Here is a 26,167-nt window from a genome sequence, read left to right as displayed (position 1 = left end):
GGAACTTGTTTGGGGCGGAAAGTCCGCCGCCGGCGCGACGGGATCAGGCCGCGTTGACGGCCGGCTTGTCCTTCGCAAGCCGCAGACCGTCCTTGCCTTCCGCCTTGACCCGGTAAAGGGCCTGATCGGCAAGCGCGAAGACATCCTTGGAAACCGCGCTATCGCGGATCATCGCGGCGCCGACGGAGGCCGTTAGCTTGAGCTTTCTGGAACCGCGCCCCCACCAGAATTCCAGAGCCGTGACAATGCGGTCGCCCAGCTGCTGCAGGGCTTCCGACGATGCGCAGGCATGGATCACGGCAAACTCGTCGCCGCCGATGCGCGACACGAGCGTCGCCTCGGGCAGCGCCCTGACGAGCTTGCGGCCGGCCATCGTGAGGCAAGCGTCTCCCGTCTGGTGGCCCAGCCGGTCATTGATCGCCTTGAACCCGTCGAGGTCGACGAGGAGAAGAGCATGGGAGGACGCGCCGCTTGCGGCGCAGACGCTTTCGAACACGTCCTCGAATTTCGCGCGCGAGGCGAGACCGGTTACGGGATCGATTTCGGCGGTGCGGCGGATGTGCTCGAACATCGTCTTTTCGGCGGTGATGTCCTGCTTCATCCCGAAGAGGCGCGTGGCGACTCCATCGACGCGTTCCACAATGGCGGTGATCCGGATCCAGCGGTGATTGCCTCTGGCGGTGACGATTTCCGCATCAAGGCTGAAGCCGTCGCCGTCGCGGATCGCGGCCGATCGAACCGCGCCGAGCGCCTGGCGCGAGGCCGGTGTGTAAAGCGCCACGATATCGTCGCGGCGCAGAGGGGATTGCGGATCGACGTCAAAGAGCTCGAAGACCGTGTCGGTCCAGGTCAGCTTTTCATCCGGCAGGGAGCAGACCCATATGCCAACACGCGCGGCCTTGAACGTCTGATCGAACAGGTCCCGGACCCGGTTGAACTGCTCCGGAGACGACACATTGCCAGCGGCGATATCCCCCATCGTGCCACGTGCTACAAGTTGAGAATTCATTTCCCGACCTCGATCAAACCGCCGCGCACTGCGGGCGCGTCATGACCGACAGTTATGAGGGAGGATCGTTAGCTTATCGTTTCATGCGGCCCTTGCCCGGCGCCGCATCCGCCTACCTTTGGAATTTAGGGTTATGAAACGGTGTAAGAGCCGGCGCGCCTGCCGGAGACTGCGAGGCTTCGCAACGCCTGGCGGCGCGCCTCAGCCGTCAGCTTGACACCGCACGCGCCAGAGGCCGGCGCGTACAAAGGCGTAGGCCATGCGCCAGATGTTTTCCAGACCCTTGAAGAGATAGGAGGGGATGCGCAGCAGCTTGAGGAACTTGACGGCGCGATATTCTTCCGAGGTGCCGACCAGCGTGTCGCCCCTGCGGCCGTCCATGAAGGGAAGAAGATTGTCGCGCAGCGTCAGCACGTCGACGCCGGTTGACCAGGCGCGCTCCATGGCGACATCGACCGGCAGGGACATGAGGCGCAGCCGCCGCCGCAGCCGGCGCGCCCCGGCGCGGGTGACGAGATAGGCGGCCGTCGAGCCCTGCGGCCCCATGCAGCAAACGCCGACCTCCAGGCCGGCGGCGGGCGTGGCGAGCGGCAGGAAACCGCCGGAGCGGTGATGCACGAGTTTCAGCACAGAATGTTTCGGCATCAGGCCGACAAGTGCGGGGATGGCCTCGCCGAGCCCATCGGCAAATTCGACGTCGTCTTCCATGACGAGAGCGGCAGGCGCTGTGCCATCGGCAACCATGCGCAGGGTCTCCAGGTGGCTGCGATAGCAACCATATTCTCCGGGCAGCGACCGGCGCCCGCAGCGCAGCCGGAAGAGCAGTTCGCTCAGCCCCAGACGTTCGCTTGCCGGGACCACGCGCCCATCCACCGCCGGCACGCGAATGAAACCGATCTTGTGCCGAAGCGCGGAGCGCTGAATCTTCTCCAGCCTGTCGGTGGAGCGGTCGAGATTGATCACATAAACGGGTATCGGGAACATAATATCTTCTATCACTGACGGAGGCTTACGTTTAGCGACAGGCCCGCCATACGACAACATCATTCCTCGGGCTTCTGCGGCAGGTCGATGAGAAAACACAAGAATATTGCCGGCGACTGTAAAGCCGCACGGTTCGACAGGGTCGCAAAGTACAGAAGCACTTTTAAAAAAACTTAATGCTCCCCAACAATGGGCTGCCATTCCAGCGATCGAGGGCGAGTGTTATGCTTGGTGAAGACACCCCGCCGTGATAACGGTCCGACTCTCGGAATTTCGCAAACAGAACGAGCCCGGTTTACCTGCATGACGCATTCTTCTCTCAACGCCGACACTTTCGCCTCCCTCTATGCGCAAGGCATGGCGCGCGTCGCTGTCGCCACGCCGCTGGTTCATCTCACCGAGCCGCTTGCCAATGCGGACGCCCACCTGGCGCTGGCGCGCGAGGCGAGCGACAAGGGCGCGGCCGTCGTGCTGTTTACCGAAATGGGCCTGACCGGCTATTCGATCGATGACCTCTTCCATCAGGGCGCCCTGCTCGATGCGACGGAAGCTGCGCTGACACAGATTGTCGAGGCCTCCAGAAGTCTTCTGCCGCTGCTCTTCGTCGGCGCGCCGCTTCGGGTCGGAACCGGGCTTTACAATTGCGCCATCGCCATCCATCGGGGCCGCATCCTGGGTGCCGTGCCCAAGAGCTTCCTGCCGAATTACCGCGAATTCTACGATCCGCGCTATTTTACCGTCGCAGCCTCCACCGCTGTCGACAGCGTCACGCTCTGCGGACAGGACGTGCCCTTCGGCACCGACATTCTGTTCGAGGCGGATGATTGCCGCGGTCTCGTGGTCGCGGCGGAAATCTGCGAAGACGTCTGGACGCCCATTCCGCCCTCGACCCGCGCCGCGATGGCCGGCGCGAGCGTCCTCGTCAACCTGTCGGCCTCCAACGCGACGGTGGGCAAGGCGCATTTCCGGCATTCGCTGTGCGAGGTGCAATCCAGCCAGTGCATCGCCGCCTATCTCTATTCGGCCGCCGGCGAAGGCGAATCCACCACCGATCTGGCCTGGGACGGCCATGCGATGATCTATGAAAACGGCGCGCTGCTGGTGCAGGCCGAACGTTTTCTCGACCGGCCGAACATGGTCATGGCCGACATCGACCTGGAGCGTCTGTCGGGCGAGCGCATGCGCTCAGGCTCCTTCCAGGAATGCGGACGCGTCAACCGTCCGGACAAGCCCTATCGCCGCGTGACATTCCATCTCGACCCGCCGCTGACCGATCTCGGCCTGATGCGGCCGCTGACGCGCTTCCCTTATGTGCCGAGCGATACGGCGCGGCTCGATGAGCTATGCTTCGAGGCCTACAATATTCAGGTTCAGGGCCTGACCCAGCGCCTGCGCTCCTCGGGCATGAAGAAGATCGTCATCGGCGTGTCGGGCGGGCTCGATTCCTCGCATGCGCTCATCGTGGCGGCGCGCGCCTTCGACAGGCTGAACCTGCCGCGCACCAATATTCTAGCCTACACGCTGCCGGCCTTTGCGACCTCGGACCACACGAAGTCGAATGCCTGGAAGCTGATGAATGCGCTGGGCGTCAGCGCCAAGGAAATCGACATCGCCGCAGCCGCGACCCAGATGCTGCACGATATCGGCCACAAGGCCGCCGAGGGCGAAAAGCTCTATGACATCACGTTTGAAAACGTGCAGGCCGGCGCGCGCACCTCGCTCCTCTTCCGTCTGGCGAACCAGAACAATGCCCTGGTGCTCGGCACCGGCGACCTGTCGGAACTGGCGCTCGGCTGGTGCACCTACGGCGTGGGCGACCACATGAGCCACTACAACGTCAATGCATCCGTGCCGAAGACGCTGATCCAGCACCTGATCCGCTGGGTCGTGGCCAAGGATCTGTTCGGCGCGGAGGCTTCGCGGACGCTGGAATCCATCGTCGACACGGAGATCAGCCCCGAACTCGTGCCCGGCGACGGCGATACGCCGACGCAGAAGACAGAGGATTTCGTCGGGCCTTACGCGCTTCAGGATTTCAATCTGTTCCACACGATCCGCTACGGGCTGCGCCCGTCGAAGATCGCCTTCCTGTCCTGGCACACGTGGCGGGCAGAAAGCGATGCGCCATGGCCGCCAAACATGAGCGCCGACAAGATGCAGGCCTATGATCTGGAGACCATCCGCTTCTGGCTGCGCTCCTTCCTGCGGCGATTTTTCCTCACCAGCCAGTTCAAGCGATCGGCCGTTCCCAACGGGCCGAAGATCTCCTCCGGCGGTTCGCTCTCGCCGCGCGGCGACTGGCGCGCGCCGTCCGACGGGACGGCAGCGGCATGGATCGCCGAGCTTGACCGGGTGTTGCCGCCGCCTTCCGGCGCCTGATCGCCGGCTGCGGGGCGTATCCCGTCTTCAACACAAGCCGACAGAATGCTGCGCGGAGGCGGCGGGTTCCCCGCAAGCTTCCTTGCATTTTCCCGCGCGACGGTCCAAATAGGCGCGACTTGGGATCGCGGCCCTAACTCGATGAAGTGGGATCGATGACTTGCCGCCGGATCCGTTGCCCAACAGTTTCGCGATACGCGAAAGGCCAAACACCCAATGCTGCAAAAAATACTGTCCGCTGCCAATGAGAGCCTGCTCAAGCGCCTGCTTGCGGAAAATTTCCGGAAACAGGCACCCTGGTACGGCATCGCCATCGGCTCGATGATCGTGGTTGCGCTCACGACCTCGCTCAGCGCCTGGATGCTGCGCGACGTGGTCAACGCGACCGTGGTCAGTAAGGACCTGAACAAGGTGCTGGGCGTGGCCATGCTCGTGGCGCTGATTTTCGTCGCCAAAGGGATCGCGACCTATATCCAGTCGGTCTTCCTCAACAGGGCAGGCAACAACATCATCGCGCTGGCGCAGCGGCGGATTTTCGATCACGTGCTGAAGCAGGATGTCGGCTTCTACTCGCGTATGGAATCCTCCGACCTCGTCATGCGTCTGACGACGAATGCGCAGGCCGCCCGCTCGGTCATCGATCTGGTCGTGACATCCTTCGTGCGTGACCTCTTCACGCTCATCGGCCTTCTTGCGGTCATGGTGATCCAGCAGCCGATCCTGTTTCTCGTCTCCTCGGTCGTCGGGCCGGCAGCCCTGATCGGTGTGCGGACGCTGACGCGTCAGGTCCGGAGAATCATGGAGCAGGAACTGGCTTCGCTGGGTAAAATCATCGAAAACGTCCAGGAAACGGCAACCGGCATCCGTGTCGTCAAGGCCTTCGGTCTTGAAGGCTACATGAGCGACCGCATGCGCCGCCATGTCTCGGATGTCGAGCACCGCTCGAACCAGATGGCAAAGCTGGAAGCCGCCTCGAGCCCGATCATGGAAACCCTCTCGGGTCTGGCGATCGCGGGCGTGATTGCGCTCAACGGCTACTGGGTTGTCGAGGGCGGTCAGTCTCCGGGCGAGCTCATGTCCTTCATCGCCGCCCTGCTTCTCGCCTATGAGCCGGCCAAGCGTCTTGCCAGAATGCGCGTCAGCCTGGAATCGGGCATGCTCGGCGTGCGGATGATGTACGAACTGCTGGATCGTCCGATCAATCTTCAAGAGAAGCCCGACGCGATTGCACTGCCCGCCGGCAAGGGTGAGGTGCGCTTCAACGACGTCAGCTTCGGATATGACGAAGGCCATCCGGTCTTCGAAGGCCTCGACCTGACCTTCCCCGCCGGCAAGACGACCGCGCTGGTCGGCCCCTCGGGTGGCGGCAAGTCGTCGATCATCAATCTGGTGATGCGCCTTTACGATCCGACGGCCGGTTCCGTGACCATCGACGGCACGGACCTGCGCGACATTACCTTCGCGTCGCTGCGTGAGCGCATCGCCTTTGTCGGGCAGGATACATTCCTGTTCCACGGCACGGTGCGCCACAATATCGAGCTGGGCCGTCAGGGCGCCAGCGAAGAGGAAATCATCTCCGCCGCGATGGCCGCGAACGCGCATGATTTCATCATGAAGCTGCCGAATGGTTACGATACCGATGTCGGCGAAAATGGCGGCCGGCTTTCCGGCGGCCAGAAGCAGCGCCTTGCCATTGCGCGCGCCATGCTGCGCAATGCCGAAATCCTGATTCTCGACGAAGCCACCAGTGCGCTCGATTCGGAATCGGAAGCGCTGATCCGCGATGCGCTCGCACGTCTGGCCAAGGACCGCACGACAATCATGATCGCGCACCGGCTCTCCTCGATCACGGCGGCGCATAACATTGTCGTCATGGAAGGCGGGAAGGCTGTCGAGCAGGGCTCGCAGAACCAGTTGCTCGGCCGCGACGGCGCATTCCGACGGCTCTATGAACTCCAGCTTCTCCCGAGCGCCGCGGAGGTCGTCGACTGACGCGGCGCATGTTGGCGGCCCTGACGCTCAACCCCTTTGCACAATTGTCACGGAGTTGACGTAAGCCGGCGTCACTCCGTAATTTAGCCCTCCACATATGTTTCTCAAAAACTTGGATGCAGGACGGGTTTTTCCGGCTGATCGCATCAAAATGAAATTGCCGCGATCCGAATGCGTGAGCGCCATCGCACCTGAACTGGAGACGACCGAGTGACGAAATTTGTTTCCTTCGCTCGCAACATGGAAGATGTCCTCCTTCGAAGAGCCCTCCGGGACATCGATCATGGCTTCTATATCGATCTGGGCGCAGCTGCAGCGGACATGAACTCGGTCACCAGAGGTTTCTACGAAGCCGGCTGGAACGGCATCAATATCGGCACGGACCGGCGTGGCATCGAACGGCTGGCGCGGCGGCTGAGGGATGTGAGCCTGCTGGCCGATCAGACTGCCGAGGGCATGAGCTTCGCCCCGATCGGCCCGGAAAACGGTGTGGCAGGCGCGGACTGGAAGCAGCATGTTCCACCCGGCCAGGCGGTGCATTTCCTGAAGGTCGATGCAGATCGGATCAGCGAAGGCATGATCGAAAATGGCGGCTTGACCGAGCTTCGCCCGTGGATCGTGCTTCTGTCTTCGGCAGTTGCGGCCGACGCGCGCATTGCCAGACTGGATGCATTCGAACGCCCCCTCCTCGCCGGCGGTTATGCGCGTGTCTATTCCGACGGTTTCAACCGCTTTTACCTTTCTCCGGACGCGCAGCATCTGAAGGAGCGCCTCCAGACGCCGCCCAACGCATCGGACGATTTCGTCACATGCAGGGAGAAAAAGCTGGAGAACGAGCTTTTCCGGCTCAGGGCCGAGCTTGACTCGTCTTCGGCATCAAAGCGGGAAGTGGTCAGGCTTTACAGCAAATTGCTGGAACAGCCGAACACGACCGTGAGCCTCAACCAGCATGACTCCTTCCACGAACAGCCGCTCCTGCGCCGGCTCAATCCGGAACGCATCATTCGCCGCGCGATCCGCCGCCGCTTTCCGAAGAAGCCGCAACTGGGCACGCTTCTGCCGAGCCAGGACGGGTATGTGTCCGATACGCGGATGCTCAAACTCGAGTTTCCGGATTTCACGCTGAACTTCGCGACCAATGCGCTCAACGACGAGAGAGGCGTGGGCCGCGTGGCCAAGTCGCAGTTGAAGGAGTTGCAGAAGCGCGAGGTCCGTGTGCTGCCCGAGAGTATGGTGAGGGTGTCGGACCGGCCGGTTGTCAACTTCTTCCCCTCCATCCACTGGTGCCCCCGGGTCCTGCCGCCGAATTCCGTGCTGATGATCCACGATGTCATTCCGCTGGTTCTGCCGCATGTCTTTCCCGACCATATCGTTCGGGAATGGATCTACAAGTTCGCAACCGTCGCGCAGAGCGCCAGCCACATCGTGACGATCAGCAACAGCAGCGCCACCGACATCTCTGCCGTTCTCGATATCCCGCGGGAACGCATTTCGGTGATCCATAACGGGGTCGACATCTCGAGCTGGCAGGACGAAAGCCGCAGCAAGATCGAGCTTCCCTCCGAGCCGTATTTCGTGTGCATCGGCTCACGCGACTATCACAAGAATCTGGATGTCGTTTACCAGGCGATCCGCCTGCCGGAAGCGCGCGACTGCAAGCTTCTTGTGGTCGGCAACGGCTTCAAGGGTCAGGACGACAAGGCCGATCCGATGATCAAGGAGCGGGTGCGCTTCCTCGGCCGGCTGAGCGACAGCGATCTCGCTCATGTCGTAAAGGGCGCAAGGGCCCTGCTCTTCCCGAGCATTTACGAAGGCTTTGGCCTTCCGCCGCTGGAAGCCGCGCTCCTCGGCGTCCCGACCATTGCCAGCGCCCGGCCCGCCATGACCGAGATCCTGACGCAGGGCGTCCAGTTCTGCCAGCCGGACAACCCGCTGGAATGGGCCGTGGCCATGCGCGACTTCCTGGAACGGGAACCGGACGAAGGCGCCGCAGTGCGCCTGAAGCGGCATGTGAGCGAGACATACAGCTGGTGTCGCTCCGTCGATGAACTGCTGCAGGTACTCAAAGGCGCGTGCGAGCTTGCGGAAGGGGATCACGTTCGGAACTGAGCCTGCGGGCCACGCCTCCCGCTTTTCTCATGCGGACGTAGACAAGCTTGATCCGCGGTGCGCCGGAGCGGCAAGAGAATTTCCGGTGAAAGCCGGATCGCCTGAGATGCTCTATCTATTTTTTTTTACGCAATTCCGAATGGAAAACCGGTTCCCACTGCTCCTCGAATTGCTCTAATCGGCAAGCCGTGTCAGGCGCAGGCCGCTCAATTGCCCCGTCCAAGGGGAGGTGGCCAAAACGGCGTTTTCGTAACGCTGCCCTGCCTCATCGGTATCGATGGCGATATCCTGGCCTATTTGTGTCTTTGCACCGGCTTCGACCTGCACCGCCGTGCGGGAGACCTCCTGTCCCCGCGCCATGATGATGATGTTCATGATACATGGATTGGCCGCGCAGGCGGTTGTCTCCACCGTCGCCTCGAAGTGATAGCGCCCCTTGGGCAGGTTCAGGTAGGGACCATAGGCAATCGTGCCGCTGGTCGGATGCTCGGCCACGAAACGGCCGTCCCGCGTCGCGGTCACGGAGGACACACCACGCATCAGTGTGCCGAGAAGAGAAGCTGGATGCAAAGGCACGCCTGCCGCGGCAGCCCCCTGCCGGAAGAGGCGGATGTCGTCGTCGCGATCATAGGCGATCAGGATCGGTGTATTGCCGAATTGCAGGGTGTTCCGGTTGGCGAACAGGAGACGCATACCGAAGTCGGAAAAACCGTGCTCGCCGGGGAAAAAGGTGACAACCGTGTCGGGACGGTCGATCGCGACGAGAGTTTGGCCATCGAGCAGCTGCTTCGGCGCAATCTGCAAGCCGGTGAGCGAGGCGGTCGCGGCCGATGCGAAGACCTTGTCGCCCTCTGCGGCAGACGCCTTGAGAAGCAGATCGGCAAAAAGGCTCGTCTGACTGCGGTCCGGCCCGGACTGAATCTGCGCGGCAAGATCGCGCAGATCAGCCATGCTGTTGCGGGGCACACTCGAGGTAAACCAAAACGCAAGGAGCGCGAAGAGAGCGAAGGCCGCAAGCTGCTGGGTGCGGCGATTGCGCCTGGCGAGCAACGTGCTGGCGACGAGAGGCCAGACCGCCGTCAGAAGCAACGGAAAGGCGTAGTAGAGCGAGAGGCTGCGCGCGGCGGGCGCAATCGCAATGGCATTCAACATCACCCAGGGCGCGACGGCAACCGCGCCAATCAGATAGGCCGGCTCACGGAAACAGATCGCCATGATGACGCAGACAGCCGGCAGGATCGCCATGGCCGGCCGCTCGGTGACATAGGCCGAGAGGCTCTGCCATAGATAGGCGGCATTCAGGTGAGCCAGCGGCGGCGATCCGAGATAGATGCGCGCGAGCGCGTTGTCGGCGACAAAGTAGTGCTTCTGGATGTAGAGGGCCGCCAGGCTGTAGACGAAAACGGCGACGGACAGCACGAGACAGCGACGCGCCAGGACCGGATCGCCTTTCGAGATCTTCAGCCAGAGATAGGTCAGGAACGCGAACGAGAAGATGTGGAAGCCCATGTCCTCGCGGAAGAGCAGGAGAGCAGCCAGCAGAAGCGCGCCCGCAACCCTGTGCCCGCGCATCACCAGCACGAAGCCGACGGGGGCCAGGAAGCCATAGATGGTCTCCGGATGCGGATAGCCGAAAAAGCCGCCGACAAATTTGCTCATCGCCCAGGCGACACAGCCGAAACCCGCAATCAGCATCAGCAGCGGGCGGTCGGACCGCTCGGGCGTCAGGGCCGCCAGCGCCAGCGGCGCGATGACGACCAGCATCGACACGCCGGCAAAGAACCAGAAGCCGAAACCCAGAAGGTCGGCATCGAAGACCGCGCGGACCACTGAAAGAACCACGAAGACAGGGCTGAAATGGACGTTGAAATAGGAGTTGCTGCCAATCGTGGGCGGGTCTGCCAGCAGAATATCCACCTGCCGGAGAAGGCCGATATACCACCCCGTGTCGGAGAGATAAGGCCCGGTCCTGTAGATGTGGTTGAAGTTGACCGAATATGCATGAAGACAGGCGAGAGCCGCCAGCAGCAGGCTCAAAACAACCGCGAGACCGCGCAGGCCGGCCGCATGCTTGCGAAAGGCAGGCAGCACCCTACCCTGCCAAAGGGTTACCCCCCCATTGGTAACGGCCATCAGATCCACACCTTCTTGTGATTTCCCCTGGTCCATTTCGGCGACAATGTCCGCAATAGCAAGCAAGGATTTGACGCAGTGGCTGTATTTCCCCGCCTGATTTGCGGGATATGGTGCCACTTTCAAGTTTGCCCGCACCAGGTCGGAGTTCCCGGCGGGCGGCGGCTCAGGTCACTCTGTTGCGTTGCCTGAAAACCCACAGTTTGGACATCGTAAACATCACGGCAAGATAGGCTACACTCGCGAGAACCTGGGCGAGATAGGGCAGATCGGGCCGTATCGCCAGCATCTCGGTCAGCACGAGCATATTGGCGGAATAAGCCACGATAAAGGCGCTGACGAACTTGAGCGGATGGCTGCGCTCGCCCTTCGCCTCGAAGACATAGACGCGATAGAGCACGAAGGAGAACGCAAGGCCGGCAGCATAGCCGGCGACATTTGCAAGAATGGGCCGGCCGGTCAGATGCTGGACCAGAATGATCACAAAATAGCCGATGGAGGTATTGAGTAGCCCGACCAGCGAAAAACGGCGCAGCTGACGCAGCAACTCAGCTTTTCGAAGCGACGACAAAGTACTGCCCTCCCAGCGGCAGGGGTCTCAGCATCTTCTCCATGCCGCGCAAGGCCTTCAGGAAGCCCGGGAAGAAGAGATAGAAACCCTTGGAGGCGAGCTTCAGGCCACCGTCATCCTGCAGCAGCCTGGACGTTTCGGCCGGGCGCAGCAGGATCGCATCCTCATCGAACTCGCAGGTGGAGACCATCCGCTGCGTTACCGGGTTATAGGGATTGTGTTCGAAAATCCCGAGGCTCCCGCCCGGGTTCAGCAGACTGACGAGACGTTTCGTCACTTCGGATCGCAGCGAGGGATGGATATGATGGTAGACGCAGGAGACAAAGATCAGGTCGAACCGCTTTTTCTCCAGGTCGCCATCCGGCAGGGCCGTCACGCCGGGGATGTTGTCGCGCACATATTGCAGGCTCTTTTCCGACAGGTCTGAGCCATAGACATCCGCCCCGGGAAAGGCAGCCTTCAGGAAGGGTAGAGACAGGCCGATGCCGCAGCCGAAATCCAGGATCGCCTTCGGCTGCCTTTCCTGCATCAGCTCCTGAAGGATGTCCACCTTCGCACGCGTGAAATAGCTGCGATCGCCCTCGAAGAACGAAAGCTGCGACTGCAAGAGTGCCTCGTACTTTTCGGCGTAGAGATCAAAATCGACCTTCTGGTGCTGATCATGGCTCATCCACGGCGTTCCTTTCAGTTGTGAGGCGATCGACAACGAAACGCGGCCGGCGCTTCACTTCGATAAAGATCTTGCCAATATATTCCCCCAGCACCCCGATCGCACTCATATTCAGTCCGCCGATCAGATAGATGGGGATGACAGTGGATGTCCAGCCCGGCACGACCCGGCCGACCGCCGACCCCAGAAGCGCATAAAGGGTCATAAGCAGAGAGCAGCCGAAGACCAGAAGACCGACAGCGGTTATCACCCTCAGCGGCTTGATGGAGAAGGAGGTCACGCCGTTCCAGGCGAGCATCAGCATCTTCGACAGCGGATATTTGCTGACCCCGGCCACCCGCTCCAGCCTGTCATAATAGACGAAGGCAATGTCCTGGTGAAGGATGGGGATGAGGCCTCTGAGGAAGAGGTTGCGCTCGCGATACTGCATCAGATTCTGCAGCGCCACATTTGACATCAGGCGAAAATCCGCGTGGTCCTCGACCAGATTGACGCCCATCCACTTCATCATCTTGTAGAAGCCGCGGGCGCTGCTTCGCTTGAAACGGGTGTCGGTGTCGCGGCTCTTGCGCACACCCAGAACCAGTTCGGCTCCGGCCTGGTAAGCCGCAATCATTTCCTGAATGGCATTCAGATCGTCCTGAAGGTCGGCATCAATGCTGACACTGATATCGCAGTGGTCCGTCACATAAAAGAGCCCGCTCAATAGCGCATTCTGATGGCCGACATTCGAGGCCAGCTTGATGCCGCGGAAGCGATCCGGCTCGCTGGCGGAGCGCTCCACGATGAGTGACCAGGTTCTGTCCTTCGATCCGTCATCGACGAAAACAAGGTAGCTGTCGGGCGCGCACAGACCCTGCTCCACCAACGCCTGCAGAAAAGCGCCGATTTTCGCGAAGGTGATCGGCAGCATGTCCTCTTCGTTGTAGCAGGGGATGACGAGCGCCAGGCGAGGCTGTACGGGGCGCCGGCCCTTGGCTCCAGCGCCGCGCCGCGTGATCTGCTCGATCTCGAATATTTTGTCTACGCACACGCTGGGCAAAACCGGCTTCCATTCTTTTTCGGAGAAATTTCTATTATCAAAACAATAACCTAAGCCGTGTGCCTGTGCTCGCTCGACCGCTTCGTCACATCTATGAAAAGCGGCTCAACATCCCTGATCCAGCCAAATGACAGCAGAGCGCTTTTCAGACGATGATCATTTCTATCCTTTAGGCCCAACCTCGAAGAAATACAGCTTTACCGGCAACTGCTCAAGCTGGTGAGATTGTATTTGACCGATCTCTGGAGCATCCGGCAGAGCCGCGAACCGGTTGCGAAGCTTTTCCACTTCGGCGGGAGAGTTGCTGACTTGAACGATCAGCGTTTTACTCCCCGCGATCTCCTGAAATTTCTTGTCAGGGATATCGTCGAGCTTCTTCGCGTCCCATGGGGCTGCAACATATCTGAAACCGGTTGATACCAAAGAGGGCCAAAATTGTCCAAGAGAGACGACGGCTGGGCCACCATCGCAATGCGGCAACTGAAATTCCTCTTTGGGATCCGCCCATATCAGAACATTCTTAAAAGGATACCCAAGAGCGCGCAGGAAACGATGCCCTTCGACAATCGCTGCTACGTTATTCGCATTGTATTGGCAATTATTTCTATTGAACTGATCCGGGTTATTTTGCGACGCGGCATAATTCATTACCGACATAAACAAGGAAAAAACTATCGCCGACCCGACGAAAGACTTCCAGCTGACGTTCTCCCTGGCGATAACAATAATGAAAATTAAAAACGAAATGCCAATAGCGATGAATAGATACGCATCTTTATAATGAAAATCAAAAAGCGGATATAATGCGAAAGGAGCGAGAACCACGGCTGCACAAACGGCGCCAAGCACCGTGAAGGACATGCCCAGTCTCGTCTCAAGCTTCTCACTACTCACTGCTGCGGCTGCGCCAATCAGGCCAGTTAATGGAAAGATGAGCGGATAGGCAAAATACACCCAATCCAGAGCAGTTTGGCCAATGGTCTGCCACGATATCCATAAGACGCCATAAAACGTGTAGGTCAGAACATAAAGCAAAGCAATCGTGCGCCGTTGGACACTCGTTTTGCTCCACCAAATGTAAAAGGCCAAAGGGATGCTTGTGACAAGACCGGCCGCGGCTGGGAGGAGATAAAGGCGATCTCGCGAAAGATACCAAGGGGTGCTCCAGTCATGCCACCATGAAACCTGATGACTTGCATCGGACACGAATGATGAAGCTAGTTTGAATTGCAGCAAGAAAAACCAGGGATTACGACCCACACCCCAATTGATTGCGCATAGAATAGCGGTAACGACCAAACCACCCAAGGTGCCCCACAAAACCGTCTTGACGATCGGCGGCCAACGGTGATGCCGCATTCTGAAATGAGCAAAAAAGAACACCACAGGGATAGGAACTAAGTTCACCATAACGATTATGCTGTGAACTGAAAGAGCGATCATCGCTCCAGTTGCTATTGTCCAACGTGCAGAAGCATTGGTCTCGGCAGCGCGGATTGCGCATATCCAAGATAACGCAAAAAACAACCCCCCACAACTATTGTGGTAGTCTGCGCCACCCGACGCATAGGAAAAAACATAGGTTGCGTAAAACAAAACACCAAAGAACGCGCCGACCCGACCAAGGGTCCGCAACATTACAGCATACAAAGCGGCAATTGTGCCACACATCAAAGTCATTTGCATGACAACACTTGAGTAGTAAGAACTCAAGTTACTTCTTACAACATACTCCAATAAAACCCACGGAAGTCTTGAAATCTTATAATAATCGTCAAGATAGGCGGGATCATTATAATTAAGGCCATAGCCTATATAATACCATGGATCGAGCCAGCCAATCGCTGTAAACATCCAATTGTCATTTATCAGCGCATAAGCAACGGGAATACATATCAAAACAATTATATCAAAATTCCGGTAAGCACCTGTATTATGTTCTGACTTACCATTCCACATAGGAAATCCGTTTCCGCTTTGCGCCCCAGGCCCTGTGCCATAAGCGAGGATAGCTATATTGCACGTGCTCAGCGGTCAACGAAACATCGACAGTTTTCCGCAGTTTGATAGATATCGAACGCGCCGGTTCAAATCATTTTGCGGCTGGGGATCCAGTGAGAAAGTGCAGGCATATCAGAAGCCTTGAAATTGCCCTTTGGGTGCAGGCGTGGTAGCAAGCGCCGTTTTCGTCAACCGGCAAGATAAAGCAGTCTAACATCCTTATGACCGAACCTACTCATACACAGCCTTCGGCCCCTGTTCTTGCCATCGACCTCGACGGGACCTTGCTGCGTTCCGATATGCTTTTCGAGACATTCTGGTCTTCCATATCGACCACGATCCAGCAGCCGCTGAAAAGTGTTCAGGAAGCGCTTGGCGGCAAGGCCGCACTCAAGCGCCTGCTTGCCACGCATTCCAACGTCGATCCTGCAACGCTTCCCTATAACGAGGGTGTGCTGCGCTATATCGAGGACTGGCGCGGCAACGGCGGCCGCGTCGTTCTGGTGACGGCGAGCGATCAGGCGCTGGCGGATGATATTGCCGCGCATCTCGGCCTTTTCGACGAAGTGCACGGTTCGGACGGCCGAAAGAACCTCAAGGGACATGCCAAGGCGGAGTTTCTTGTTGCCCGCTTCGGGGAAAAAGGCTTCGTCTATATGGGCGACTCCCGCTGCGACGTGGACGTCTGGCGGCACGCGGCAAAGGCCGTGACCGTCAATGCGAGCGCCGATGTCAAGCGAAAGGCCAGCGCGCTCGGAATCGCCTGCGAGCATATCGTCTCGGAGCCGGAGTCCTTCAAGCCCTACGTAAAGGCGATGCGGCCGCATCAGTGGCTGAAGAACATTCTGATCTTCCTGCCGATGCTGGCGGCCCATCAGTTCAACCTGGAAACCCTGTGGCAGGGCTTGCTGGCCTTCCTGGCGTTTAGTCTGATGGCGTCCGGCGTTTATGTGCTCAACGATCTGCTCGATCTGCATTCCGACCGCGCCCATCCACGCAAGCGCAGGCGCCCCTTTGCCTCAGGCGCTGCCTCGCTGATGCGTGGCTCCTTCATGGCACCCATGCTGATTGCCGCGGGCGCCGGCTTGTCGGCGATCCTGGGTGAACGGATGCTGCTTGTCATTGCCATCTATTTCGTCTTCACCACGGCCTATTCGCTTTGGCTGAAGCGGCAGATGGTGCTCGATATCTGCCTTCTTTCGATGCTCTACACGATCCGCATCGTGGCCGGTGGAACCGCCATGTCGATCCCGCTATCGGTCTGGCTGCTGGCGTTTTCGATGTTCTTCTTCTTCTCGCTGGCCGCCGTCAAACGACAGGCCGAACTCGTCGACATGCGCGAGCGCGGCGAGATCCTTGCCACGGGGCGCGGTTATCATGTTGACGACCTGCCGATCATTTCCATGATGGGCATTTCGTCCGGCTATGTGGCGGTGGTCATCATGGCGTTCTACGTCAATTCCGAAGCCATGGTGGTGCTCTATCACGAGCCCACGGCGCTGTGGGGCATCTGCTTCGTGCTGCTCTACTGGATCACGCATATGGTCATGGTGACGCATCGCGGCGAAATGCATGACGATCCCGTTGTCTATGCGGTGACGGACCGGCTCAGCCAGATCTGCGGCTTTTTCGTTCTGCTCTTCGTCGTGGCAGGAGTGGTGCTTTGACGCCGACGACGCTGATCCTGCGCTATTCCGCCTTCGCCGTGATCGCCACACTGATCAATCTGGGCAGCCAGCGGATCGTGCTTTTCTTCGGCTCGAGCGCGCTGCATTTTGCAGCCGCCATTGTCATCGGCACCGGCGCGGGCCTCGTCGTGAAATACATCCTCGACAAGACCTGGATCTTCTTCGACACCGAGGCCGGTATCGAGGCGCATAGCCGCAAGTTCACGCTCTATACGGTGATGGGACTGGTCACGACCGCCATTTTCTGGAGCATGGAGAGCGCGGCCTGGTTCCTGTGGCGCACGGAAGCCGCGCGCGAGATCGGGGCCGTGATAGGACTGGCAATCGGCTATGTCGTGAAATACCATCTGGACCGGCGCTTCGTCTTCACCGATGCGCGACTGAAGGCCATGTCATGATGCTGAGCGGCTGGGGGCGTTATCCCCGTCTCGACACCCGTCTTGAGGCCCCGCGCGGGGAAGAGGCGCTGCGCGCGCTGCTTGCCGACCCGCTGATTGCGCGCGGCAACGGCCGCGCCTATGGCGATGCCGCGATCGGCGCTCCTCTGACGGCGCAGATGCGCAGCTTCAATCGCATGATCGCCTTCGACGCGACAAGCGGCCAGCTGGTGGCGGAAGCAGGCGTGCAGCTGGCCGAGATCATCAGCGCCTTCCTGCCGCGCGGCTTCTTCCCGCTCGTCACACCGGGTACGAAATTCGTGACGCTTGGCGGCGCGATCGCCGCCGACGTGCATGGCAAGAACCATCACAAGGATGGCAGCTTTGCCGCCTGTCTCGACTGGATCGACGTCATGGGGCCGGATGGCGTGGTCACGCGCTGCTCGCGCGACGAAAATGCCGATCTCTTCGCCTGGACGGTGGGCGGCATGGGCCTGACGGGCGTGATCCTGCGCGCCGCGCTGCGGCTGCGGCGGGTCGAAAGCGCCTGGATCCGCCAGACCCTGCTGCCGGCGGCGAATATCGACGAGGCGATGGATCTCTTCGAGCGCAACGATGCGGCCACCTATTCCGTCGCCTGGATCGATTGCCTGAGCCGTGGCGCCGGACTTGGCCGCTCGCTGGTCATGCTGGGCGAACATGCGACGCGGGCGGAGCTGGACCTGAAACGGGCCGCCTCCCCCTTCGACATCGGCCGGCGTCCATCGCTGGCCGTGCCTTTCGACGCGCCGTCCGGACTGCTGAACAGCCTGTCGGTGCGCGCCTTCAACGAAGCCTATTACTGGAAGGGCCGCAGCGGCGCCGGCGAGAGCTATGTCAACTGGGACAGCTATTTCTATCCGCTCGATGCGCTTCTCAACTGGAACCGCATCTACGGGCGCAACGGCTTTGCCCAGTTCCAATGCGTGCTACCGCTGGAGAGTTCGGCGCGCGGCATGCGGGCGCTGCTGGAGATGATTTCGAATGCCGGCGCAGGCTCCTTCCTCGCCGTGCTGAAGCGCTTCGGCGCGCAGGAGAGCCGTTTCTCCTTCCCCATGCTCGGTTACACGCTGGCGCTCGATTTTCCGGTCAATGCGCGCATGCTGACGCTGATGGACCGGCTGGACCGCATCGTTCTCGAGCATGGCGGCCGCTTCTATCTGGCCAAGGACAGCCGCATGAGTGCGGCCACACTTGCCGCTTCCGATCCACGCGCGCAGGCGTTCCGCGACCTGCGCCAATCCCAGTCTCTCACCGGGCGCTTCCGCTCGGCGCAATCCGAAAGGCTCGCCCTGTGACCCAAGGTCCCGTTCTCATCATCGGTGCTGCCTCCGATATCGGCCGGGCGACTGCCCATGCCTTCGCCGCGAAGGGACATGCGATCCAGCTGGCCGCGCGCAACAGCGCCCGCCTTGCGGCAGACCAGACGGACATCGCCGTGCGCTACGGCGTCAGCGTGACGCTGCATGACTGCGACGCACTGGCGACGGAGAGCCATGCAGGCTTCGTCGACAGCCTGCCCGAATTGCCGCAGATCGCGGTCTGCGTGGTCGGCGTTCTGGGTGACCAGGCGCAAAACGAGCGGGACATCCAGGCGGCGGTCGCCGTCATGCGGGCGAATTATGAAGGCCCGGCCAGCCTTCTGGCCGTGCTGGCAAATCGCTTCGAGAGGCGGGGCACGGGTACGCTGGTCGGCATTTCCTCCGTCGCCGGCATTCGCGGGCGCGCCAGCAACTATGTCTATGGCTCCGCCAAGGCCGGCTTCACCGCCTTCCTCTCCGGCCTGCGCAATCGGCTCGCCAAGAAGGGCGTCCATGTCGTCACCGTGTTGCCGGGCTTCGTCAACACGCAGATGACGGCAGGCATGGACCTGCCGGCAAAGCTGACGGCCGAGCCGCAGGAAGTGGGCGAAGCCATCGCCCGCGCCGTCGCCAAGGGCCGCAACATCATCTATGTCCGCCCGATCTGGCAGATCATCATGCTCATCATCCGCCACATCCCGGAAGCGGTGTTCAAGAAGCTGAGCCTCTGACACCGCCTGGAAGGAAGAGCCTTCCCAGAAAGGTTGGATCGCGGCGCATTCCTTTGCGGCGCGAGTTCCTATAAAACGCCGTCACCCATTCCATCTTCAAGGTTGCCAAGAGCCATTCATGACCCAGACGTTCTCGATTGAAGCCATTGTCCTCGGTCGCAATGACAATTACGAGCCCAACTGGCTCGCCAAGCTCTATGCTTCGATCGCTTATAACAGGGCGCTGTTCGAAGGCAGCAACGTGGATTTTCGGGTGACCTTCGTCGAGTGGAATCCGCCGCCGGAAAATCCGCTGATCTCGCCGGATCTGGTGAAGACGTTCCCCCATGTCCGCGCCATCGTCGTGGATGCAGAGGTCCATGCCCGCCTCTGCACGGCGGACAATCTGGACTTCATGCTGAACCACTCCTACAACTGCGCTCTCCGCACGAGCAGCTCGGACTTCCTGCTGATCACCAGCGGCGATCTGTTCTTCGGCGAGCAACTGGCAGACAGGATCAAGACGAAGGGTCTCAAGCCTGGCTGCCTTTATCGCGCGGAGCGTGTCAATATCCGTGAAGATATTGACTTCTCGACCGCAGATGCGGCGATCCTCGAAAACCCCGCCAATATCGTCAGCATCAACACCTGCACCGAACCGCCCTATGACAAGCCTCCCTATACCCATGCCTGCGGCGACTTTCTGATGGTGGACCGGGCGACCATGAATGGTCTGCGCGGCTTTGACGAGGGCATTTCCTTTGCCCGGCTGCATCTCGATTCACGCTTCTGCTACAATGCCATGGCCGCCGGTCTGGATTGTGAACTGCTGGGACAGATTTTCCACATCAACCACGGCAATTCCTATATGAACCGGCCGAACAACTATCCGGGCAAGGCTTATGACTTCAATGCCAACCTGCCCTATCTGAACTCGCGGGACTGGGGCCTGCACACCCATACATGGCATGCGTTGGGCGAGCGCCTGTGGCGAATTTCCAGTCCCGACCTTGAACGTCCGGCTGACGGCCTGCCGTCAAGCGAGATCGAAACCGCCAACGCGGTTCTCCTGCGCATGGCGCAGGCGAAGAGCGGACGCCAGCCGCTTCAGCCTCTTGAACATATCCCGCTGGATGTGATCGAGATCGATCCGGCCAGCATTCGCGCTGAAGATCACTGGACAGGGTCCCTGGTCGAAGGGACGGCTGCGCCGGTCCTCATCACGACGGTTGCCGCGCAGTGGGGCTATTCGGCCTTTCTGCGAGTGGAGATTCCGCAGGAGAGTCAGTTAGACTGGAGCTGGATGAAGCTCGACATGGAAGGCGTGTCGGGTCAGGCCGGCGTCAGCGCACTTTCCGGCAACGACTTGATGAATGAGCATTACATCAACGGCGACGGTCGGCGTCAGGTTGTCTACATTCCCATGCCGGCGGATGGCGAAGGCCTGATGTTCCGCAATTCAGGCGCGGAGGGGCCCGCGCAATTGCGCGTTCACGCCATCACCTTGCTCCGGCAGGCGCGGGTTCAGATGAGCTTCGACCATTTGTTACTCCCGAATGAGGCACATTGAAAGGCGAGCCACTCCATGTCAGTCCGTGTCCTTTTCCTCGGCAGCCACCTTCGCAGCTTTCACTGCTTTCGCTATCTGTTGCAGAATGTGCCGGAGGCACATGTCGTCGCGATCGCGCCGCATCGCCGCCAGCCGCCGATCCGTCCGGATCAGGATGTCCGCATGCTCGCCGAACACTATGGCATCCCGGTCATCGAGCATGATGCGATCAAAGATCAGGACTATGACCTCGGCATCAGCCTGCTCTACGACCGCATCCTGCCGCCCGAAATTGTCGATTACCCGCAGCGCGGCTTTGTCAACATTCATATGGCCCCCTTGCCGCGTTTCCGCGGCGCCAATGGAGTGATGCATGCGATCCGCCTTGCCCGCCAGGACAATGTCTGGGAATTCGGGGTCACCATGCATTATGTCGACCACGGGCTGGATACGGGGCCGATCATCGAAATGCTGCCCGTGCCCATTTTCGAGGACGACACGGCCTACGATCTTCACACCCGTGCCTCCGGCCGCATCTTGGAACTGTTCACACGAAACATTCACCGCCTGATCGAGGCGGATGGTCGAATTCCGGCACAGCCACAAGATCCCGAGGCGGTCTCCTACTATTTCCGCAGACGCGACGTGATTTCCGAGATCGACATCACCCGTGATCCGCAGCAGATTTACGATGAGGTGCGCGCAATGACCTTCCCCGGCAAGCGCAAGCCCACTTTCCATATCGGCGACAAGCGTTTTTACATTTCGATCGAGGAATAATATGGAGCAGCCTCTACTCAAACTGCATCTGGGTTGCGGGTCACGCTACATCCCCGGCTTCGTAAATATCGACCGGCGGCCCTTGCCGAATGCGGATCGTGTACACGATGCCCGCACTCTTGAATTCGTCCCGAACAACAGCGTTTCGCTGATCTATGCCGGCCAGATCCTCGAATATTTCGACCGGGAAGAGGTTCAGTCCGTTCTGGCCGAGTGGAGTCGAACGCTGGTCTCGGGCGGCATCCTGCGCCTCTGCGTTCCGAACTTCGAGGTTTATACGCGGCTCTATTTGACAGGTCTTTCGCTGGACTGGTTCGTGGGCTCCATGTACGGGCGGATAGCCAGTGGCCCGGGGCCCTATGATTATCATCGCACCACCTATGACGAACCATCGTTGCGCGGTGTACTGACACGGGCCGGCTTCGTGGACATCGCGCACTGGGACTGGCGCACCACCGAACATGCCGACATCGACGACTTTTCGCAGGCCTACTTCCCGCACATGGAAAAGGAACGCGGCATTCAGTGGAATCTCAATCTGGAAGGGCGAAAGCCGTAAGGCCAAGGGGGCTATCATGACGGACTTGTTGAAACTTCATATCGGCTGTGGGAAACGATACATTCCCGGCTTCGTTCATATCGACCAGGTGTCTTTCCCGCATATCGACCACCTGCAGGACATCCGCCGTCTGGATTCGTTCGAAGCAAAGACTGCGTCGCTGATCTATGCCTGCCAGGTCATAGAATATTTCGATCGGGAAGAGGTCATCGAGGTTCTGAGCGAATGGCGCCGCGTTCTTGCGCCCGGCGGCATCCTGCGGGTCTCGGTTCCCAACTTCAAGACCATGGCAACGCTGTATCAGGCCGGCCTGCCGCTGGAGTGGTTCCTCGGCACGCTGTACGGGAAGATCCCGGACGGTGAGGGCGGTCACATCTATCACCGGACGACCTATGACGAAGCTTCCCTTGCCTCCGTCTTCGTCAAGGCCGGCTTCGAGCGACCGGAAATCTGGGACTGGCGCCAAACCGAACATGCCGATGTCGACGACTTTTCGCAGGCCTATTTCCCACACATGGAAAAGGAACGCGGCATTCTGTGGAACTTGAACATGCAGGCCTATTGCCCGGCCTGAGACACGCCGGCAAACAAGCGGGCCTGAAACGAGAACGGCGCGGGATCATCTCCCGCGCCTTTTTCTTTAAGACGTCATCAGATCGAACTTGCGACCGATGCGCTCGCCAATGAATGCGTGAAGATCGCCCGGCGGATTGGCGCCCAGCGCGAGATAACGGCCCATGGCGAGCTGCTGCGTTTCGTTGAGGCAGCGCCAGCAGTCGAGCACGGTGCTCTTTGCGGCTGCGGACCAATCGATCGAGGCAAGCTCCGGCATCATGTTGACGACGACGGTCAGGTCCGCGCCGGCGAGCGTTTCTTCCGCCGTTGCGTTGAAGGTGAGGACGGAAGTCAGCTCCGGTGTGTTATCAGCCGTGACCAGCGGGTCCCAGGCCAGAACCTTGCGGCCGTCGGCGTTGAGCGCGCGGGCGAGCTTGACGGCGTAGGATTCCTCGATGACCGGGGTTCCAGGCTTGTAGGACAGGCCTATGATGCCAACGGTGCGACCACGCGGAGCAAGTGCCATGACCTTTTCCAGCACATATTTGCCATGGTGGTCGTTGGAGGCATGCACGGTACGCGGAACCGTGCTGGGCGAGCCGATCGCATCCATGAATACGGCCAGCGCCAGGTTGTCGCGCGGCCAGCAGGGCCCGCCATAAGGAACCGCGCCCTTGAAGAAGCGACGGCCCATGCGGTGCGTCAGTGCGCCGGTGATGCGGTCGACATTCGCGCCGGGCACTTCGCCGCAAATGGTCAACAGCATGTTGGCGAAGGCGACGCGCATGGTTTCATGCGTGTTGGACGCGACCTTGGTGATTTCCGCCTCGATGGGCGTCATGCGCGCGAGCGGCGGGGCATTGCGCAGCATGGGCTGCAGCGCTTCCAGGATCAGATCACCACAGGCCGGCGTCGCCTCGCCGATCAGGACATAGTCCGGCGTCTCGAAACCCTTGACCACTTCGCCGAGCGCGATGAAGGCCGGGTTGTAGCAATAGTGCAGCGTCTCGCCGACCTTGCGGCCCGAAGCCTCCTCGAGCGCGGGAATGACCGAGTAATCAGACGAACCGGGCAGCATGGTCGAGACGATGGAGATGCCATGCGGCGTTGTCTTCTTGCGCAGTGCTGCGCCAATGCTTTCGCAGGCCTTCAGGATGAAGGAATTGGAGAAGCCGCCGAGCTGGTTCGACGGGCTGGGCACGATGACGAAGGTCACATCGCTGTTGAGGATCGCATCGTCCATGTCCGTCGTGGCACGGAAATTCTTGGCGTGGGTCCGCTTCAGACGTTCCATGACGCCCAGTTCGTCGGTATGGATCGTTCCCGAACTGATTGCGTCGACCAGGCCGGCGGAAACGTCGACGCCCACAACCTCCTGGCCACCATCAGCCAGGCTGGTCGCCAGCGTCAGCCCCACTTTACCCAAGCCCACTACCGAAACACGCATTATCTTCTCCTGAACCCCCGCGACCTGTTCGTCGCCGTCAAAACCCGCGGCGCACGGGCCGCTTATCAATTCATTATGCCCGATTGGAGCGAAACGGCTTCAATACCTGCCCGCTTTCCTTCACCGCACGCGCGACGCGCATGGCCTGTTCCTCGGTCAGGCCCGTGCCGAACGGCAGATAGACCGCATGGCGGCTCCAGAGGTCTGCGTTCGGAAACGCCACGTCGGCCAGATGCTGATAAGGCGGATGTTCGCTCACCGTGCGATACTGCTGCACAGCGCGGATACCCTTTTCACCGAGCGCTGCGACCAGCGCGGCGGGGTTGTCCGCCAGGACGATGTTGTGCAGCGGCGCTTCGTTGCCGGGAATACGATAGATATGATCCGGCAGCTCTTCTGTCAGAACGGCATAGGACGCGCGGCGGCGCGACAGCCGGTCTTCCAGCGTGTCGAGCTGGGCCATGCCGAGGGCTGCGAGAATGTCGTTGCAGCGCAGGTTGTTGCCGATGCCGTGATTGAGATTGGTCTTGCGCCACTCCGTGTCGCCGTGGTCGGTAAACCGGATGACGTTGTCACGCACTTCGGCGTCATTGGTCAGCACCGCTCCGCCCTGCCCCGTGGTCAGCACCTTCGGCACCGAGAAGGAGTAGCACGAGACATCACCGAAACTGCCGGCGCGACGTCCTTCGAAGGACTGGCCGACCGCGCAGGCGGCATCCTCGATCAGCAAGAGGTTGCGCTCCTTGCAGAAGGCTTCGATGTCGACAAGGTCCTGGCCGGTCGCGCCGGAAAAGTTGACATAGCAGACGGCGCGGGTGGCCGGCGTCACGCGGCGTTCCAGCTCCTCGACCGTGATGACGGCGCGTTGCGGGTCGATATCGACGAGACGCGGGCTGAACTCGTAGGAGCCGAAACCGTTGATCGTGGAAACGACGCCATAGGCGGGCACGAGGATTTCGTCGCCGCGCTTGAGACCGATCGCGACGGCGGCCACTGTCAGCGCCATCGTGCCGCTGACAGTCAGCTCGCCATAGGAGCGGCCGGCAAAGGCTGCCAGAGCCTCTCCGAAAGCCTTGGTCTTGGGGCCGGGCCCGACGAAGCCGATGCGCACCTGATGCGCGACAGCTTCCGCATCCGCATCCGTGAAGAGCGGCTGCATGTTGAAGACGGCGTTCTCGGCGCTCATGATACGGTTCCGATCAGGGGCTTGCGCTCGGGCAGCGGGATTGCGCTGTGGCCCGGCCAGGCGGCGTCGCGGAAGGCGTTGGTGCGGACGGACTCAACGGTTTCCAGGAAGGCGTCCTCCACCGTCAGGCAGCAGCGGAAGCCCAGCTCGTTCTCGATGCGCGCACCGGTGACGCGGTAGTCGCGGTTGTCGGGATTGGCCGCAGTGACGCGGATCTTCGCGTCGGGGAAGTGCTTGAGCACCATGTCGGACAGATCGCTCTTGCGCAGGTTCTCGCCGACGATGTTGAAGACCCGGCGATTGACCTTGGCAACGTCAGACCCCAGGACGTGAACAACGGCGCGAACGCCATCGCGCACATGCAGGAAGGGCCGCCAGGCTTCCGGCTTGTAGATCTCGATCTCGCGGCCGGAAATGGCGTCACGCGCCAGTTCGGAGACCAGAAGGTCGAAACGCATGCGGCCGGACAGGCCGCAGATCGTGCCGAAGCGCAGCACGGTGGTAACCGTCTTGCCGTTGAAGCCGAGCATGTCGCGCTCTGCGGCAACCTTGGTGCGGGCGTAAAGCGACAGCGGCGTCAACGCCGCCTCTTCGTCGGCCAGAACATCCGGCGAGGACACACCGTAATTGGAGCAGGTGCTGAGGAAGACCACGCGGCCGACGCCCTTGTCTTCGCACAGCGCCAGAAGCTTCGAGGGCACCTTCTCGTTGATGGAAACGGTTGCTTCCTCGTCGATCGAACAGGCCGCTTCGCCGACCATGGCGGCCAGATGAACGACGGCATCCATGCCGTCCAGGGCGTTCGTCAGCGTCTCTTCGTTACGAACATCGCCCACGCGCAGTTCGAAACGATCTGCAGCGCTGAAGATCAGAAGGGGCTCGAGACTATAGATACCCTTGTCGAGCACACGAACGGAATGACCTTCCATCAGAAGCTGCGCCACAAGTGCCGTGCCGATATAGCCAGCACCGCCCGTCACCAAAACCTTCATCATATACTCCGTGGCCTATAGTCCGCCGCCTGCACGTCTTTCCGGCCTGCGCGCGGGATTTGATATACTTGTTTCAAGCCGATTGTCCACGTTT

The 26,167-nt window shown here is 60.4% G+C and carries 21 protein-coding genes; 11 read left to right on the top strand and 10 right to left on the bottom strand.

What is annotated here, in order from left to right; translation table 11 throughout:
- Positions 1–43 precede the first annotated feature (43 nt).
- Both LQK83_RS05705 and LQK83_RS05700 read right to left on the bottom strand, forming a co-directional pair.
- On the bottom strand, positions 44–1,009 hold the full coding sequence (locus LQK83_RS05705; protein ID WP_230836386.1) for a GGDEF domain-containing protein: 966 nt from the start codon (positions 1,007–1,009) through the stop codon (positions 44–46).
- Between the two features lie 201 nt (positions 1,010–1,210).
- Entirely contained in the window at positions 1,211–1,993 is a 783-nt protein-coding gene (locus LQK83_RS05700; protein WP_230836385.1) for a glycosyltransferase family 25 protein, read from the bottom strand.
- 303 nt (positions 1,994–2,296) lie between these two features.
- Here LQK83_RS05700 and LQK83_RS05695 point away from each other — a divergent pair, with 303 nt between their 5' ends.
- The 3 genes from LQK83_RS05695 to LQK83_RS21740 all read left to right on the top strand — a co-directional run bounded on the left by LQK83_RS05695 (position 2,297) and on the right by LQK83_RS21740 (position 8,473).
- Positions 2,297–4,372 carry an NAD(+) synthase gene (locus LQK83_RS05695; protein WP_230836383.1) on the top strand — a complete coding sequence of 692 codons (2,076 nt, stop codon included), beginning with the start codon at positions 2,297–2,299 and terminating at the stop codon, positions 4,370–4,372.
- Positions 4,373–4,588: 216 nt separating this feature from the next.
- Positions 4,589–6,364 (top strand): ABC transporter ATP-binding protein, encoded by a 1,776-nt coding sequence (locus LQK83_RS05690; RefSeq protein ID WP_230836382.1) that lies wholly within the window; start codon positions 4,589–4,591, stop codon positions 6,362–6,364.
- A 210-nt stretch (positions 6,365–6,574) separates the two neighbouring features.
- Positions 6,575–8,473, top strand: coding sequence for a glycosyltransferase family 4 protein (locus tag LQK83_RS21740; RefSeq protein WP_230836380.1), 1,899 nt, complete (start codon positions 6,575–6,577; stop codon positions 8,471–8,473).
- A 174-nt stretch (positions 8,474–8,647) separates the two neighbouring features.
- Here the strand turns inward: LQK83_RS21740 and LQK83_RS05680 are convergent, their stop codons facing one another.
- The 5 genes from LQK83_RS05680 to LQK83_RS05660 form a co-directional block, all read right to left on the bottom strand.
- Positions 8,648–10,606 carry a hypothetical protein gene (locus LQK83_RS05680; RefSeq protein WP_230836379.1) on the bottom strand — a complete coding sequence of 653 codons (1,959 nt, stop codon included), beginning with the start codon at positions 10,604–10,606 and terminating at the stop codon, positions 8,648–8,650.
- A 166-nt stretch (positions 10,607–10,772) separates the two neighbouring features.
- The gene (locus tag LQK83_RS05675) at positions 10,773–11,153 is read right to left on the bottom strand and encodes a GtrA family protein (protein ID WP_230836378.1); all 381 of its coding nucleotides are present in this window, start codon (positions 11,151–11,153) and stop codon (positions 10,773–10,775) included.
- 1 nt (position 11,154) lies between these two features.
- On the bottom strand, positions 11,155–11,847 hold the full coding sequence (locus LQK83_RS05670) for a class I SAM-dependent methyltransferase (protein ID WP_230836376.1): 693 nt from the start codon (positions 11,845–11,847) through the stop codon (positions 11,155–11,157).
- Positions 11,837–12,880: a glycosyltransferase family 2 protein gene (locus tag LQK83_RS05665; protein WP_230836374.1), complete on the bottom strand. Its 1,044-nt coding sequence runs from the start codon at positions 12,878–12,880 to the stop codon at positions 11,837–11,839. Before LQK83_RS05665 ends, LQK83_RS05670 begins: the two co-directional genes overlap by 11 nt.
- A gap of 171 nt (positions 12,881–13,051) precedes the next feature.
- The gene (locus LQK83_RS05660) at positions 13,052–14,848 is read right to left on the bottom strand and encodes a glycosyltransferase family 39 protein (protein WP_230836373.1); all 1,797 of its coding nucleotides are present in this window, start codon (positions 14,846–14,848) and stop codon (positions 13,052–13,054) included.
- 263 nt (positions 14,849–15,111) lie between these two features.
- Here LQK83_RS05660 and LQK83_RS05655 point away from each other — a divergent pair, with 263 nt between their 5' ends.
- From LQK83_RS05655 to LQK83_RS05620, 8 genes are all read left to right on the top strand, one after another.
- On the top strand, positions 15,112–16,557 hold the full coding sequence (locus LQK83_RS05655; protein WP_230836372.1) for a UbiA family prenyltransferase: 1,446 nt from the start codon (positions 15,112–15,114) through the stop codon (positions 16,555–16,557).
- Positions 16,554–16,976 carry a GtrA family protein gene (locus tag LQK83_RS05650; protein ID WP_230836371.1) on the top strand — a complete coding sequence of 141 codons (423 nt, stop codon included), beginning with the start codon at positions 16,554–16,556 and terminating at the stop codon, positions 16,974–16,976. Before LQK83_RS05655 ends, LQK83_RS05650 begins: the two co-directional genes overlap by 4 nt.
- Entirely contained in the window at positions 16,973–18,292 is a 1,320-nt protein-coding gene (locus tag LQK83_RS05645) for an FAD-binding oxidoreductase (RefSeq protein ID WP_230836369.1), read from the top strand. The genes LQK83_RS05650 and LQK83_RS05645 overlap by 4 nt, the downstream gene beginning before the upstream one ends.
- Positions 18,289–19,026 (top strand): SDR family oxidoreductase, encoded by a 738-nt coding sequence (locus tag LQK83_RS05640; RefSeq protein ID WP_230836368.1) that lies wholly within the window; start codon positions 18,289–18,291, stop codon positions 19,024–19,026. Before LQK83_RS05645 ends, LQK83_RS05640 begins: the two co-directional genes overlap by 4 nt.
- A 118-nt stretch (positions 19,027–19,144) precedes the next feature.
- On the top strand, positions 19,145–20,575 hold the full coding sequence (locus tag LQK83_RS05635) for a hypothetical protein (RefSeq protein ID WP_109855443.1): 1,431 nt from the start codon (positions 19,145–19,147) through the stop codon (positions 20,573–20,575).
- 15 nt (positions 20,576–20,590) lie between these two features.
- Positions 20,591–21,334, top strand: coding sequence for a methionyl-tRNA formyltransferase (locus LQK83_RS05630; protein WP_230836367.1), 744 nt, complete (start codon positions 20,591–20,593; stop codon positions 21,332–21,334).
- A 1-nt stretch (position 21,335) separates the two neighbouring features.
- Entirely contained in the window at positions 21,336–21,893 is a 558-nt protein-coding gene (locus LQK83_RS05625; protein WP_109855445.1) for a class I SAM-dependent methyltransferase, read from the top strand.
- A 16-nt stretch (positions 21,894–21,909) separates the two neighbouring features.
- Positions 21,910–22,467, top strand: coding sequence for a class I SAM-dependent methyltransferase (locus LQK83_RS05620; protein WP_181366653.1), 558 nt, complete (start codon positions 21,910–21,912; stop codon positions 22,465–22,467).
- Between the two features lie 66 nt (positions 22,468–22,533).
- On the opposite strand, the gene LQK83_RS05615 is transcribed toward LQK83_RS05620, so the two are convergent.
- The 3 genes from LQK83_RS05615 to LQK83_RS05605 all read right to left on the bottom strand — a co-directional run bounded on the left by LQK83_RS05615 (position 22,534) and on the right by LQK83_RS05605 (position 26,076).
- Positions 22,534–23,895, bottom strand: a complete 1,362-nt coding sequence (locus tag LQK83_RS05615; protein WP_230836365.1) for a nucleotide sugar dehydrogenase — start codon at positions 23,893–23,895, stop codon at positions 22,534–22,536.
- Positions 23,896–23,968: 73 nt separating this feature from the next.
- Positions 23,969–25,081 (bottom strand): DegT/DnrJ/EryC1/StrS family aminotransferase, encoded by a 1,113-nt coding sequence (locus LQK83_RS05610; protein ID WP_230836363.1) that lies wholly within the window; start codon positions 25,079–25,081, stop codon positions 23,969–23,971.
- Positions 25,078–26,076, bottom strand: a complete 999-nt coding sequence (locus tag LQK83_RS05605) for an NAD-dependent epimerase/dehydratase family protein (protein WP_230836361.1) — start codon at positions 26,074–26,076, stop codon at positions 25,078–25,080. The genes LQK83_RS05610 and LQK83_RS05605 overlap by 4 nt, the downstream gene beginning before the upstream one ends.
- Positions 26,077–26,167 lie beyond the last annotated feature (91 nt).

It is taken from the genome of Rhizobium sp. C1 (genome assembly GCF_021026335.1).
GTDB lineage: Bacteria > Pseudomonadota > Alphaproteobacteria > Rhizobiales > Rhizobiaceae > Ensifer_A.
Note: the sequence above shows the minus strand (reverse complement) of the source record. Positions and strands in the feature narration are given on the sequence as shown.

What these genes read in the sequence shown, in the direction of transcription:
- LQK83_RS05705 (WP_230836386.1), bottom strand. Translation starts at nt 1,009, where the DNA reads ATGAATTCTCAACTTGTAGCACGTGGCACGATGGGGGATATCGCCGCT.
- LQK83_RS05700 (WP_230836385.1), bottom strand. Translation starts at nt 1,993, where the DNA reads ATGTTCCCGATACCCGTTTATGTGATCAATCTCGACCGCTCCACCGAC.
- LQK83_RS05695 (WP_230836383.1), top strand. Translation starts at nt 2,297, where the DNA reads ATGACGCATTCTTCTCTCAACGCCGACACTTTCGCCTCCCTCTATGCG.
- LQK83_RS05690 (WP_230836382.1), top strand. Translation starts at nt 4,589, where the DNA reads ATGCTGCAAAAAATACTGTCCGCTGCCAATGAGAGCCTGCTCAAGCGC.
- LQK83_RS05680 (WP_230836379.1), bottom strand. Translation starts at nt 10,606, where the DNA reads ATGGCCGTTACCAATGGGGGGGTAACCCTTTGGCAGGGTAGGGTGCTG.
- LQK83_RS05670 (WP_230836376.1), bottom strand. Translation starts at nt 11,847, where the DNA reads ATGAGCCATGATCAGCACCAGAAGGTCGATTTTGATCTCTACGCCGAA.
- LQK83_RS05660 (WP_230836373.1), bottom strand. Translation starts at nt 14,848, where the DNA reads ATGTGGAATGGTAAGTCAGAACATAATACAGGTGCTTACCGGAATTTT.
- LQK83_RS05655 (WP_230836372.1), top strand. Translation starts at nt 15,112, where the DNA reads ATGACCGAACCTACTCATACACAGCCTTCGGCCCCTGTTCTTGCCATC.
- LQK83_RS05645 (WP_230836369.1), top strand. Translation starts at nt 16,973, where the DNA reads ATGATGCTGAGCGGCTGGGGGCGTTATCCCCGTCTCGACACCCGTCTT.
- LQK83_RS05635 (WP_109855443.1), top strand. Translation starts at nt 19,145, where the DNA reads ATGACCCAGACGTTCTCGATTGAAGCCATTGTCCTCGGTCGCAATGAC.
- LQK83_RS05630 (WP_230836367.1), top strand. Translation starts at nt 20,591, where the DNA reads ATGTCAGTCCGTGTCCTTTTCCTCGGCAGCCACCTTCGCAGCTTTCAC.
- LQK83_RS05625 (WP_109855445.1), top strand. Translation starts at nt 21,336, where the DNA reads ATGGAGCAGCCTCTACTCAAACTGCATCTGGGTTGCGGGTCACGCTAC.
- LQK83_RS05620 (WP_181366653.1), top strand. Translation starts at nt 21,910, where the DNA reads ATGACGGACTTGTTGAAACTTCATATCGGCTGTGGGAAACGATACATT.
- LQK83_RS05615 (WP_230836365.1), bottom strand. Translation starts at nt 23,895, where the DNA reads ATGCGTGTTTCGGTAGTGGGCTTGGGTAAAGTGGGGCTGACGCTGGCG.
- LQK83_RS05610 (WP_230836363.1), bottom strand. Translation starts at nt 25,081, where the DNA reads ATGAGCGCCGAGAACGCCGTCTTCAACATGCAGCCGCTCTTCACGGAT.
- LQK83_RS05605 (WP_230836361.1), bottom strand. Translation starts at nt 26,076, where the DNA reads ATGATGAAGGTTTTGGTGACGGGCGGTGCTGGCTATATCGGCACGGCA.